The 12,071-nt window shown below is 48.5% G+C and carries 11 protein-coding genes; 10 read left to right on the forward strand and 1 reads right to left on the reverse strand.

All coding sequences use genetic code 11. The features are described from left to right. The first annotated feature begins 48 nt into the window (after positions 1-48). Complete coding sequence (locus tag JYB87_RS02115; protein WP_207356574.1) at positions 49-2,472, forward strand: class I adenylate cyclase; 2,424 nt, start codon at positions 49-51, stop codon at positions 2,470-2,472. A 17-nt stretch (positions 2,473-2,489) separates the two neighbouring features. On the opposite strand, the gene cyaY is transcribed toward JYB87_RS02115, so the two are convergent. After that, positions 2,490-2,819: an iron donor protein CyaY gene (gene cyaY, locus JYB87_RS02120; protein ID WP_207355270.1), complete on the reverse strand. Its 330-nt coding sequence runs from the start codon at positions 2,817-2,819 to the stop codon at positions 2,490-2,492. 80 nt (positions 2,820-2,899) lie between these two features. Between cyaY and lptM the strand changes: the two genes are divergently transcribed. From lptM to JYB87_RS02165, 9 genes are all read left to right on the forward strand, one after another. Then, complete coding sequence (gene lptM / locus JYB87_RS18855) at positions 2,900-3,040, forward strand: LPS translocon maturation chaperone LptM (RefSeq protein WP_207355271.1); 141 nt, start codon at positions 2,900-2,902, stop codon at positions 3,038-3,040. Positions 3,041-3,050: 10 nt separating this feature from the next. After that, positions 3,051-4,295: a diaminopimelate decarboxylase gene (gene lysA, locus JYB87_RS02130; protein ID WP_207355272.1), complete on the forward strand. Its 1,245-nt coding sequence runs from the start codon at positions 3,051-3,053 to the stop codon at positions 4,293-4,295. A gap of 38 nt (positions 4,296-4,333) precedes the next feature. Beyond that, a complete protein-coding gene (gene dapF / locus JYB87_RS02135) occupies positions 4,334-5,161 on the forward strand; it encodes a diaminopimelate epimerase (RefSeq protein ID WP_207355273.1) in 828 nt (275 codons plus the stop codon). Beyond that, on the forward strand, positions 5,158-5,793 hold the full coding sequence (locus JYB87_RS02140) for a DUF484 family protein (RefSeq protein ID WP_407695828.1): 636 nt from the start codon (positions 5,158-5,160) through the stop codon (positions 5,791-5,793). The genes dapF and JYB87_RS02140 overlap by 4 nt, the downstream gene beginning before the upstream one ends. A gap of 2 nt (positions 5,794-5,795) precedes the next feature. Beyond that, positions 5,796-6,698 (forward strand): tyrosine recombinase XerC, encoded by a 903-nt coding sequence (xerC, locus tag JYB87_RS02145; protein WP_324032431.1) that lies wholly within the window; start codon positions 5,796-5,798, stop codon positions 6,696-6,698. Further along, complete coding sequence (locus JYB87_RS02150; protein ID WP_207355274.1) at positions 6,698-7,417, forward strand: HAD-IA family hydrolase; 720 nt, start codon at positions 6,698-6,700, stop codon at positions 7,415-7,417. The genes xerC and JYB87_RS02150 overlap by 1 nt, the downstream gene beginning before the upstream one ends. Before the next feature lie 170 nt (positions 7,418-7,587). After that, positions 7,588-8,175, forward strand: a complete 588-nt coding sequence (locus JYB87_RS02155) for a HupE/UreJ family protein (protein ID WP_207355275.1) — start codon at positions 7,588-7,590, stop codon at positions 8,173-8,175. 294 nt (positions 8,176-8,469) lie between these two features. Continuing rightward, positions 8,470-9,117, forward strand: a complete 648-nt coding sequence (locus tag JYB87_RS02160) for a GntR family transcriptional regulator (protein WP_207355276.1) — start codon at positions 8,470-8,472, stop codon at positions 9,115-9,117. A 164-nt stretch (positions 9,118-9,281) separates the two neighbouring features. Further along, complete coding sequence (locus JYB87_RS02165; protein ID WP_207355277.1) at positions 9,282-12,005, forward strand: DUF5695 domain-containing protein; 2,724 nt, start codon at positions 9,282-9,284, stop codon at positions 12,003-12,005. Positions 12,006-12,071: the final 66 nt, after the last annotated feature.

The raw sequence follows: 12,071 nt of genomic DNA on the forward strand, positions 1-12,071 counted from the left end.
TGTTAACATTAGTGATTACTGAATCAAGGGAGTGAGTATCAATAGATGATCAAGCGCCAACTGCAGTTTTTTGATACTGCGGAGCGACTCAACAGAGTGCGCTTGGCGCGCGCGCAGGCAATTTTATCGCCGCAGCAACAACAGCTGTTCAGCCTGCTGCCTGTGCTTATCCATTGCCACGATGTTAATTTACCGGGTTATAACCATCCGTCCACTCCATCTGGCATCGCCGACTTTTCGCTTCAACCCAAACACACCAAAGCGTTAGCACGATTTAAGTTGGCCTATATTGAGCCGACATCAGACCTGGTGCTAATTGAAGGTGTGTACGTCATGGGCAGTACCGCCAGCTTTGGTCAAAATCCAAAAAGCGATGTGGATGTGTGGTTGGTGCACAAGGCTGATTTGAGCGCTGACCAAGTGCAGTTATTACGGCAAAAAGCTCAACAGTTAACCCGCTGGTTTGCTGGTTTTGATTTTGAAGTGAATTTCTATCTGCTGGAACCTGAGCATTTCAAATTGCAGCAACAGCAGCGAACCTGCACTGAGTGGGAAGTGCTGGGCCATGAAAACAGTGGCAGCGCCCAGCATTGGTTATTGTTGGATGAATTTTATCGCAGCCATATTCGCTTGGCGGGTAAACCCGTAGTGTGGTGGCCAGAAGGTGTGGCGGATCCAGAACGCTTACTTTATTTAGGTGATATGCGAGAGCTGCCTGCCAGTGAGTACTTTGGGGCATCGTTGTGGCAGTTGTACAAAGGGATTGAAAAACCACACAAGGCATTGTTGAAAGTACTGCTGTTGGAAGCCTACGCCAGTGATTATCCCGACACTCGTTTAGTCTCTGAGGAAATTTGGCATCTGACTGAGCAGGAAAATTTTTCTACCGAGAATGATCCCTACCTGCAGCTTTATCTCGCGATTGAACGCTACCTACTCAGGCTAGGTGATTTACGGCGATTGGAGATCGCTCGTCGCTGTTTTTATCTCAAGTGTGGCATTCGCTTAAGTGATGCGCACACCCACCAAGATTGGCGCTTTCACTATTTGCGCAAGTTAGTGCGGGATTGGGAATGGCCTTATAGTCTAGTGGTGACCTTGGATAACTGTAACCATTGGCATAGCGGTGAGTTGCAATGGTTTAACGAACAGATCAACCAACTGATGCTCGCCAGTTATCAAACCTTATTGAGATTCGCATCTAATCAACGTTTGAGTGAGTCGTTTAAAGTTGAAGACTTGGGGTTGTTAACTCGCAAACTGCACACCTATTTCAGTGAAGATAAACAGCAGATTTTAAGACTCAATTCGTTATGGAGCCGCTCTATTGCCGAGCCGAATTTAACGATTGTGCACAGTAAAACCCAAGGCTGTTACTACTTGTATCGATTAGCACCAGAGCCAAAAAATTTTTGGGGTGAAGTAGCGATCTATCAAGCCGAAAGTATTGCCGCCATTCTGGCTTGGACCAGTCTTAACGGTATCGCCAATGAAAAAACCCAGTGGTATTTGTTTGGCAATAGCCGTCGACGGAGTCGGCGTCTAACCCGAGCTGCACATCGATTACTGCCGAGTTTATCCAGTTGTGATTGGCGCGTATCGAAACTCGAACTGTGTCAGCCGTGGCATTATCGTAAGATTATCCTATTGCTCAATCTGGAAGATGACCCGTCACAGCTGTGGCTGGGGCAGGACATCATGGTGGATCTGCTAGGCATTAATCCTTTGTCAGTGGGGATGCGGCGTATTTCTCTTATGGGCAGCTTGCAACTTCTGACTCAGAATTCCTGGGGCGAATGGCATAGCTATAACTTTAGCCGTGAGCTGGGGTTGCTTGAGGCGATCCAGCATATTGCTGCCGGTGTAAAACGAACTAATGACGTAATTGACATCGAAGTATTCAGCGCGTCCGCCAAAGCACGGCCACAGCTAGAATCCAATTTACGGCAATTACTCATTCAAGTCGTTACTTTGATTCGCCGCGCAGATAATGAGCGTACTTTAGTGCAGCCGTTGCAACTGCGGCACAAACGGTATGGGGTATTTTTCGATAATAAAGGCGTTAGCTATCGCGATTTAAGCGATGTCCGCTCGCTCTATCAGCAGGTAATGCGTGGGTCCTTAAATGATGCTGACACTAGAGATACGCCGTTACCTCGGCTGGATGCTTTACCACAATCTATTCGAGATGTGGCTGTGAAGGGCGTGGTGCAATATTTTTTGAAACCAGACGACACGCAAGTTGATGTGTATGTGTTGGATGAGCTAAACCAACTTCAGCATTATGTACAAAACTCTCAAGATATTAATGAGTTAGTTAATCAGGTGTCGCAGCATTATGCGTTTGCTGATGTACATAGCATTCGCGGCCGTTTTAACTTTCCCCAGTTTTTCTTGTTGCAAGGTACAAGGCAAAACCTAAAGGTTGTGCCTTTTGGGATGACATCAACTACGGCGCAATCCGATTTTTAATTGCGCCGTTATTGGCATCAAAGCGCGAGTTCAATGCCGCTTTGTTTGGCGATCGATTCACGCACAAATGGCATAAATTCACCGCCATTACGTTGATCCAACCATTTACCGTCCACATACGCAAAGTGGTAACCGCCAAAGCGAGACGCAACCCAGAGCTCCTGCAGTGGTTCTTGTTTATTAATCACAATCTTAGAGCCGTCACCGAATTCTAATTGCAGCACGTTACCTGAGGCATCAATGTCTACATCTGCGCCTTGTTCATCAATGGCGTGCTCGATGGCTTGCTCAATGCGTTCAAACATATCATCGGCGAGTTGATGATATTGTGTATCTGTCATAGCCATGCAATATCTGTCCTTTGCTTTCATCAAGATGAATGCGATTATAAGGCTAATGTATTTTCCGTGCACAGATGTTGAGTGAAATGAAATTACTTTTATCTTTAAGTTTGGCCTGCATACTAGTTGCTGGCTGCGGTCAAAAAGGGCCGCTCTATAAGACGCCGGCAAACGCAGCAAATCAGGCGCAACAACCTGTAAACAATGCCCCAAAACCTTCATTGTGAGGACGAGAGAGTGGATCATTTCCAATATCAAAATAAGCACCTTTTTGCCGAAGAATGTGATGTTGCTGAATTAGCAGCTCAGTACGGCACTCCACTTTATATTTACTCGCGCGCCACACTTGAACGTCACTGGCATGCGTTTGACTCAGCGGTTGCTGAGCATCCGCATATGATCTGTTATGCAGTCAAAGCCAACTCCAATTTGGCGGTACTCAATCTGCTGGCCAGAATGGGCAGCGGTTTTGATATTGTGTCTGGTGGTGAATTGGCGCGGGTAATTGCCGCCGGTGGCGATCCAGCCAAAGTGGTGTTTTCTGGCGTCGGTAAAACGCCCACAGAGATGAAAATGGCGCTGGAGTTGGGCATCTATTGCTTCAACGTTGAGTCGCTGGCAGAGCTTGAAATCCTCAATGATGTCGCCGCAGGTTTAGGCACCATCGCGCCAGTATCATTGCGAATCAACCCTGACGTGGATGCGGGCACTCACCCATATATTTCTACTGGCTTGAAAGAGAACAAGTTTGGTATCGCCATGGATGATGCAGAAGAAGCATACGTCCGTGCGATGGAATTGCCCTACCTAGAAGTGAAAGGTGCTGATTGCCATATTGGCTCACAACTGACTGAAATTCAGCCATTTTTAGATGCGATGGATCGTATGTTGGCGCTGATCGATCGCTTAGCCGAACGTGGCATTAAGATTTCCCATCTGGATGTGGGTGGTGGATTAGGCGTGCCCTACGACAAAGAAACACCACCACAACCTTACGAATATGCTGCAGCCTTGTTAGCGCGCATCGGCGAACGTGATCTGAAGTTGATTTTTGAACCGGGTCGCGCTATTGCGGCGAATGCGGGCATTTTCGTTACTGAAGTGCTATTCCTCAAAGAAAATGCCGGTAAGAACTTTGCCATTGTTGATGGCGCAATGAACGATTTGATCCGTCCATCGCTGTACAGTGCTTGGCAGCAGATTATTCCGGTACGCAAACACAGCCGAGCGCCACAGCTGTACGATATTGTCGGCCCAGTCTGCGAAACGGGAGACTTTTTGGGTAAATCTCGTGAGCTGACCATTCGTCCAGGGGATTTACTGGCTGTTCGTTCCAGCGGTGCATATGGCTTTGCGATGTCATCAAACTACAATACGCGTCCTCGTGCGGCAGAGATTATGGTCGATGGCACTCAACACTATGTGGTGCGTGAACGTGAAAAGTTACAACAGTTGTGGCAAGGCGAGTCCTTATTACCATAAGCTAAACGATTAATAATATTGGTGTGCAAGGAGTCATCTTGATTCAGTTCACTAAAATGCATGGGTTAGGCAACGACTTTATGGTTGTAGATGCCGTCACCCAAAATGTGTTTTTTTCACCAGAGCAGATCCGTCGCTTGGCGGACCGCAATTTTGGCGTGGGCTTTGATCAGTTATTGTTGGTCGAGCCGCCGTACGATCCTGAACTCGATTTTCACTATCGTATTTTTAATGCCGATGGCAGCGAAGTCGAGCAGTGCGGCAATGGTGCCCGTTGTTTTGCGCGCTTTGTGAAAAACAAAGGCTTAACCCAAAAGTACAAGATTCGCGTGAGTACTTCTGCGGGAAAAATGCTGTTAAAACTGGAAAAAGATGGCACCGTAACCGTGAATATGGGCGTGCCAATCTTAGAACCAAATTCTGTGCCGTTTAAAGCCAAAAAAGCGGAGAAGACCTACCTGCTGCAGGCGGGCAGTCAAAACTTTCTCTGTGGTGTGGTTTCCATGGGAAATCCTCATTGTGTGATTCAAGTAGACGACGTTGGCAATACAGATGTAGATACTTTGGGGTCGCTGCTGACTAACCACGAGCGTTTTCCAAATGGTGTCAACGTCGGCTTTATGCAAGTGGTGTCGCCAGAGCATGTCAAACTGCGCGTCTATGAACGTGGCGCGGCGGAAACCTTAGCGTGTGGCAGTGGCGCATGCGCCGCCGCAGCCGTTGGCCAATTACAAGGTAAGTTGGCGGGGACAGTGAAGGTAGATTTACCCGGTGGTTCGTTGACGATTTCGTGGGAAGGGGAAGGAAAACCGCTTTACATGACCGGCCCAGCTGAGCATGTATATGATGGCCAAATACAACTATGACAGACCTGATTTCACGTGCCATGCCGCCGTTTGATGAGCAGATTATTCGCGAATATCTGCTCGATAACCCGGACTTTTTTAGCCGTTTCCCTGAGCTACTTATTGCCATGAAAGTGCCGCATGCTGAACGTGGTGCGGTGTCACTGGTTGAACGTCGTCAAGAGTTATTGCGGCAACGGGTTGGACAGCTTGAAGAAGAGATCACCGCGTTGATGTCGATGGCGACGAATAACGAACGTATCTTTAGATTCAACCTGCAGCTGTGTCAACAGCTGCTCGATTGCGAAGATATGGGCGAGTTGCGCCAAGTGCTTACCCATGAATTGAAAAGCGGATTTGGCTTTAGCCATGTGCGCTTAATTACGGTGCATGACCTTGACTCTGAGTTATCAACTATCTGGCACAACCGCTTGGTGGATGGTTATTACTTTGGGCGCTTAACCCGTCATGAAGCGCATCGTTTGTTCGGCGCGGATGTGGGTTCGGTGTCGTTGGCGCGGTTGTCTGAAGAAAATGGTCAGGTGATTTTTGCCATTGCCAGCGCTGATGCGGCGCATTTTCACCCCGAGATGGACAGCATGTTGCTTGAGCAAGTGCGCCAATTGTTAGATCATCTTTTGCCAAAGTTGTAATCGTGATAGCAGGATTAGCAGACTCACCTTGGATTGCTAAATTTGAGCGATTTTTGAGTGCTGAGCGCCAGCTCTCTGCTTACACTGTTCGCAACTATCTCAATGAATTACAGCGTGTGGCCTCCTTGCTACCAGATGATTGTCAGTGGCAGCAGGTAACCCATGAGCAACTCAAAGCCGTACTGGCCAAGTTGCACCGCCGCGGCTTAAGCCCGCGTAGCCTGTCGCTGTGCTTGTCGGCACAGAAACAATTTTTCAGCTACTTATTACGTGAGCAACAAATAGTTGCCAACCCTGCCGCGCAATTGTCTGCCCCCAAGCAAGGTAAACCACTGCCAAAGAACCTAGATGCTGATAGCGTAAATCATCTGCTTGATATTGAAGTCACCGATGCGATTTCAGCCCGCGATAAGGCGCTAATGGAGTTGTTTTACTCGTCAGGATTACGTTTAGCTGAATTGGCGGGACTCGACCTCAACGACATCGATTTGGTTGAAGCACAAGTGAAGGTGGTGGGAAAGGGCAGTAAAGAACGACTATTGCCAGTCGGCGCAATGGCGGTGAACGCGATTAAGCAATGGCTCAACTATCGTAAGTTGTTGCCGTGCCAAGATGCCGCGCTCTTTGTCAGTAATCGTGGCTCGCGCTTGTCGCATCGCAGTATTCAGGCGCGTTTAAGCTATTGGGCGCAACAACAGCTTTTGTCGGCCAAGGTTCATCCGCATAAATTACGTCACTCATTTGCCACGCATTTGTTAGAAGCCAGTGGTGATTTACGCGCAGTGCAGGAACTACTGGGGCACGCCAACCTCTCCACCACGCAAATTTATACCAGCCTTGATTTTCAACATCTGGCTAAGGTTTATGACGGGGCGCATCCGCGGGCGCGCAAAGGTAAAAACTGATGCTGTGCTTTCAGCGACTCGCAACAGTTAAAGCGATTAGCTTTGATTTAGACGATACCCTTTATAACAACCAGCCGATCATTCACGCGGCAGAAGCTGCGATGCAACAGTGGTTATTGAAGCAATATCCGCGAGCGTCCCAATGGGGGCTAGCCGATTGGCGCCAGTGTAAGTTGCAGCAGTTTGCGCTTAATCCAGCATTGCAGCACGATACGACGGCAGCACGTAAAGCCATGCTATTCGCCGGGCTGATGACATTGGGATATTCGCACGCAGAGGCAGAGGTGGGCGCCGAGCAAGGGTTGGCTTACTTCTATGATTGTCGCAGTGATTTTCGTGTCAGTGATGCGATCATTGAGTTATTGATGCAGCTTAAGCAGCGTTACCGCTTAATTGGCATCACCAATGGCAATGTGGATCATCAACGCATTGGCTTGGGAGAAGCGTTGGAGTGGGTGCTGCATCCTGGGAATGGTGTGCGTATGAAACCCTACCCAGATATGTTTCTTCAAGCGCAGTCAGCGCTTGGTTTACCCTTGTCGCAACTGTTGCACGTGGGCGATCATCCGATTACCGATGTTGAGGGCGCTCGCCGAGCTGGTGCGCAAGCCGTGTGGCTTGCTCCCGCCTTTGAACAGGCAACGCTCAGACCATTAGGTCGGTTATTGCCGCATTGGCGAATCTCGCATCCTACTGAATTAGCGTTATTATTATCTTAAATTCATATCTCTAGTTATCGTCAGCTGCTTGGCGACGTCGTTGCCGTTTGGGCATTGTTCCATTTTTTTAACCGTTATTAGCGATTATTATCCTCCTTTTCTATTATCATTTTGATAACAAATGGTAGTATAATTTAACTATTGTTTTACCAGGTTTTCTTCAGAGGCGAATGGAATTGATGCTGCGCGTACTGGTTTTACTGCTGGTATTTTTGGGCATGCCTGTTTATGCGGGCTCATCTACGCCTGTTGCAAGCTTTACTAGTGGTTTCCTGCATCCACTGTTGGCGATGGATCATATTGTCGTTGCGGTGAGCGTTGGCATGCTGTGTCGCATGATGCTAAATCGAGTGGTGTGTCTGGTGCCGCTGGCATTTCTATTCTTTATGATGCTTGGCGGCATTGCCGGCATGCTGCAAATTTCAATGCCGTTCGTTAGCTTTAGTGTCGCTGCATCAGTAATTGCCATTGGCATTTTGATGGCGGTTGATCATCAATGGCCACTGTCCTTTATTATGGCCTTTGTTGGCGCCTTGGCGGTCTTTCATGGATACGCACATGGAGCGGACATGCCTGAACGCGGCCAAGCAATTGATTATGCCATTGGCTTTATCGCCGGCACCGCATTACTGCAGTTGATTGGGGTTGGTTTAGGTTTTTGTTTAAATCAGTTTGCTGCGCCTACTCGTCTACTACGTTATACCGGCGGTGCTGTTGCTGCTTTTGGTGGCTATTTAGTGCTCGCGCTCATGCTATAACTCTGCCGTAGAAAATTTCTTTTTTATGATATCCATCTACCTAGTTAGAGGTGTTTTGAGGTTTTTAGCGGGTGATAAAATAGAGCTTTTGCACTATAGTTGTGCATGCTACAACCGATCGGAATTTTACGATTAATCGCGTTTTTTAAACATATATTAGAAATGCTAGAAATATTCAGCTCCAAATAATAGGAGTATAATATTTATCTAATTTCATACTTACTTAGTTAAATCGTCGGCGTTGTCAGTATATTTTAGCAATAACTGTTATTTGTCCGTACGTGGAAGCGCGTTATGTCAATCGTCGTAAAAACCCTCTCTGAACATGCCTATGAGATTATTCGAGAGCGAATTCTGTCCAACGACCTGCTGCCGTTAAAACCATTAAGGCAAGATGTACTCTCCAAAGAGTTGGGGATCAGTAAAATTCCGCTGCGGGAAGCATTAGCGCGTTTAGAAAATGACCGACTATTAATCTCTCATCCCAATCGAGGCTATTTGGTGCCTCAATTAACGATGGAAGATGCGGAAGATATCTTTCACTTGCGAGCATTAGTGGAGTCAGATCTTGCGGCTAGAGCTTGTGTCGCTGCTAGCGAAGCTGATAAACAGCTGGTAAGAGATGCGTTAGCGGAATTTAATAAGCTGGAAAATCCCGACGCTTATCAACTGATCCGCGCCAATCGTGCTTTCCACATTGCCTTAATTGGCCCGTTGCAGCGCAGTACCTCGCATTATGTGTTGGGGCGCTTGCTGTATATGTCAGATCGCTATTTGCAAATCTTTCTCACTGCGGCAACGCGCCGAGAAAGGGCCATTCCGACCCACAATGAATTAGCAGAGGCTTGGCTGGCGGGGGAAACCGAGCGAGTTCACCGCTTACTCCAAGTCCATAATCTGGAAGTGATTGAAGTGCTGCGTGAGGAAGTTTTTCCTAGCTAATCTGATATCCCGCTCAACCATGGTTGTCGTTGTATCGGCGCGTCATGGTTGGGCAGCAATCCTTCAACGCTTGTTTTGTCTAAAAAGCGGAATTTTTCGCAAAATCATGTTATTAGTGCATTATTATTAGTGCCTTAATCTGAATGCTAGGGATTGCGCTCACTATGCCCAGAATGTCTGTTTTCGCCCAATTTCAGCAGGTTAAACATCAATGGCTTCTGTGCCTGAGTGGATGTTTGCCGTGGTTATTTGTTGCAGCAACGCATGCTGCAGAAGCCTTACCTGATTTGGCGCTGCAGTTTGATACTGTGTCGCAAACGTTAGTCTCGATGCGGCCAACCTCGGTCAAAGATAGCTTTGATTTTTTACCGTCTGCCCACACCAACACTCGCCAAGGCGATGGTTATTATCAGCTGGGAGACATTGATATTCGCTTGCGGCTCAAAGGCGCTGACCGTTGGCACGACTTCTCAACTGCGCTGCAATACAAACAGATCAATACCTTAGTGGCTACTGGCAATACGCTGGCATCGGCCGAAATTAGTGGTGATTTGCCCGGTATTCCATTGCGAGTGCAGCGCGATTGGATTAATCATCAGGGCCAGCTCGTGCTTAAGTTCACGCTGCGTAACCCAACCAATGACACCATTGAGATTGGCGGACTCGGCTTGGCGATGGTGTTTGACAATATCCTCAGCGGGCGCGAATTGGATGAGGCACATCAGCGTGCCAGCTATGCCGAGCCCTATATGGGGCTCGACGCTGGTTATCTGCAAGTGGTGCGTTTAAATGGCCAAGGTCCAGCGTTGTTAGTGTTACCGCAGCAAAATGCTCAGTTTGAAAACTGGATGCCACTGCTCGACCGTACGGAATCCAATGGTCGCCCACTCATTTACAATGACCCGACCAAGCGCACCCATACTTTTGAAGGCTTTTATGATTGGATGGTGTTTAGCAAAGGCTTTGCAGACACCGAATGGCTGCATGCTGAGCAGTGGAACACCCCGCAGTCGCTAATGCTGGCACCGGGTGATAGCTACATTACCTCGGTCAAGTTTGTGTTAACGCCTAAGGTTCGTCAGCTTGAATCCACCTTAGTGGCCAATCAACGGCCTGTTGCGGTTGGTGTGCCGGGATATGTTGTCCCTACCGATCTCCCTGCCGACCTTTTTCTCAATGCCGCGTCAGGTGTGCATTCAATTACGGTTACGCCTAAAGAGTCTCTGGCGGTGTTTCCCGCAGTGAGCAAAGGCGATTGGCGCCATTTCAAGGTACAAGGTAAAGCTTGGGGCAGGGCGCGGATCAATATCTACTATGATGATGGCCAGCAGCAAACCCTTCATTATTTTGTGACTGATCCGATGCGCACCGCGGTAGACAAACTCGGTGAATTTTCCTTTACTCAGCAATGGGTTGATGATCCTAATGACCCGTTTAAGCGCTCCCCTGCGATCTTGGGTTACGACAAGGCCGCGGGCAGCGTAGTGACGCAAGATCAGCGCGTTTGGCTCGCAGGTTTGAGTGATGAAGCGGGCGCAGGCCCCTGGCTGGCGGCCATTATGAAGCAGTTGGGTGCTGCCGATGCAGAGCAAGTGGCCAAGTTTGAGCAATTTTATACCCAAGTGGTGGATGGTCGGCTGCAATATAACAGTGGCGACAAGCAATACGGTGTGGTCAAAAGTCTATTTTATTATGCGCCCAAATCCTTGCCCGATTTCAGTTACGATCCTAAGCGTGATTGGAGTACCTGGGCGTCATGGAATGCACAGCAAGCAGCCTCTCCCGAGCGCTCATATAACTATCCGCATGTGGCAGCAGCACAGTGGGTGCTGTATCGCTTAGCCCGTTTTAAGCAAGGTTTAGTCAATGCGCATGACTGGCGCTGGTACCTTGAACATGCCTATCACACCAGCATGGCGATGGTACAACTTGCACCTGACTACGCCCAGTTTGGGCAAATGGAAGGGGATGTATTTGTGGCTATTCTGCAAGACTTAAAAGCGGAAGGCATGAATGCTGAAGCCAAAAAGCTCACCCAAGCCATGAGTAAGCGTGCCGAACATTGGGCGAGCTTAGCTTATCCCTTTGGCAGTGAAATGCCGTGGGATTCGACCGGTCAAGAGGAGGTGTATGCGTGGATGCGCTACTTTGGCAAAACCGCGCAGGCGACCAAAACCCGCGATGTTATCCTCGGTTACGACTTTACCGTGCCACATTGGGGTTACAACGGCAGTGCGCGTCGCTTTTGGGACTTTCTTTATGCTGGCAAATTAAGCCGGATCGAGCGGCAACTGCATCATTACGGCTCCACCATCAACGCCTTGCCTTTGCTCGATAGCTATCGCCGCGACCCGAGAGATCTGTATCTACTTCGAGTGGCTTACGGCGGAATGATGGGCGCCATGACCAATATCGATCAGCAAGGGTTTGCTTCGGCAGCCTTTCACAGCTTTCCAGATAGTCGCAAGTTTGATGACTATAGCGGTGACTATGGTACCAATTTCTTTGGCTATGCCTTTGGTAGCAGTAGTTATTTGGTCAATGATGCCAAGTTTGGCTGGCTAGGCTTTGGCGGCACAGTAACCCAAGACGAGGAGCAAATAACACTCCTGCCCAAAGATGCGTTTCGCAATCGCATCTATATTGCGCCAGCCAAATTGTGGTTAACCTTGGATGCTGGGGAATTTATTTCTGCCAGTTACAGTGCAAAAACTGGCCAAATTGAGTTAACTCTTGCCGAGGCGACAGCTCATACGCCCAAGGCGATGTTAAAAATAGCCTCATTTGGTAAACCGTATCGGCTGACAAGCCCGAACAAGCCGTTCGTGGGGCGTCACGCAATCACCCTGAAACCGCATCCAATGACGGTTGAGTTGATGCCGAAATAGCGTCCTTAGCAACGTTATTACGGCAGAGTGTGGCAGGGTGTTTGGCGTTTTTGAGTAAGGTCACAG

It is taken from the genome of Shewanella avicenniae, assembly GCF_017354945.1.
GTDB lineage: Bacteria > Pseudomonadota > Gammaproteobacteria > Enterobacterales > Shewanellaceae > Shewanella > Shewanella avicenniae.

What these genes read in the sequence shown, in the direction of transcription:
- cyaY (WP_207355270.1), bottom strand. Translation starts at nt 2,819, where the DNA reads ATGGCTATGACAGATACACAATATCATCAACTCGCCGATGATATGTTT.
- lptM (WP_207355271.1), top strand. Translation starts at nt 2,900, where the DNA reads ATGAAATTACTTTTATCTTTAAGTTTGGCCTGCATACTAGTTGCTGGC.
- JYB87_RS02140 (WP_407695828.1), top strand. Translation starts at nt 5,158, where the DNA reads ATGACAGACCTGATTTCACGTGCCATGCCGCCGTTTGATGAGCAGATT.
- JYB87_RS02150 (WP_207355274.1), top strand. Translation starts at nt 6,698, where the DNA reads ATGCTGTGCTTTCAGCGACTCGCAACAGTTAAAGCGATTAGCTTTGAT.
- JYB87_RS02155 (WP_207355275.1), top strand. Translation starts at nt 7,588, where the DNA reads ATGGAATTGATGCTGCGCGTACTGGTTTTACTGCTGGTATTTTTGGGC.
- JYB87_RS02160 (WP_207355276.1), top strand. Translation starts at nt 8,470, where the DNA reads ATGTCAATCGTCGTAAAAACCCTCTCTGAACATGCCTATGAGATTATT.
- JYB87_RS02165 (WP_207355277.1), top strand. Translation starts at nt 9,282, where the DNA reads ATGCCCAGAATGTCTGTTTTCGCCCAATTTCAGCAGGTTAAACATCAA.